At 59.7% G+C, this 303-nt stretch carries 1 pseudogene; it reads left to right on the top strand.

What is annotated here, in order from left to right:
• Window positions 1-303, top strand: a pseudogene (locus E0D98_RS26350) (hypothetical protein); the annotation flags it as partial.

The following is a 303-nucleotide window of genomic DNA, read 5'->3' as shown; positions in this document are numbered from 1 at the left end:
ATCAGCGACTGCAGCAGGCGCAACTCATTGGTGAGATTGGTAACCAGGTGGCAGATATTGCCAGAACGGAAGGACAGATAGCCGGTGAGAAAGCGAAGCGGGACCCGGCAGCACTGAATCAGGCCCGCGCAGAGCTTGAGGCAGCAGGAAAACCGTTCACGGAACAGGATGTGGCGCAGCGGGCCTACAATAACGGTATGGCGGCCTCAGGTTTTGGAACGGGAGGCAAATACCAGCAGGCGATACAGGCCGCAACGGCAGCAGTACAGGGGCTGGCCGGCGGTAATCTGAGTGCAGCCCTGG

Origin of the sequence: Escherichia sp. KCJ4928, assembly GCF_004352695.1 — a bacterium.
GTDB lineage: Bacteria > Pseudomonadota > Gammaproteobacteria > Enterobacterales > Enterobacteriaceae > ECMA0423.
This window is presented reverse-complemented; position numbering and strand designations above follow the sequence as displayed.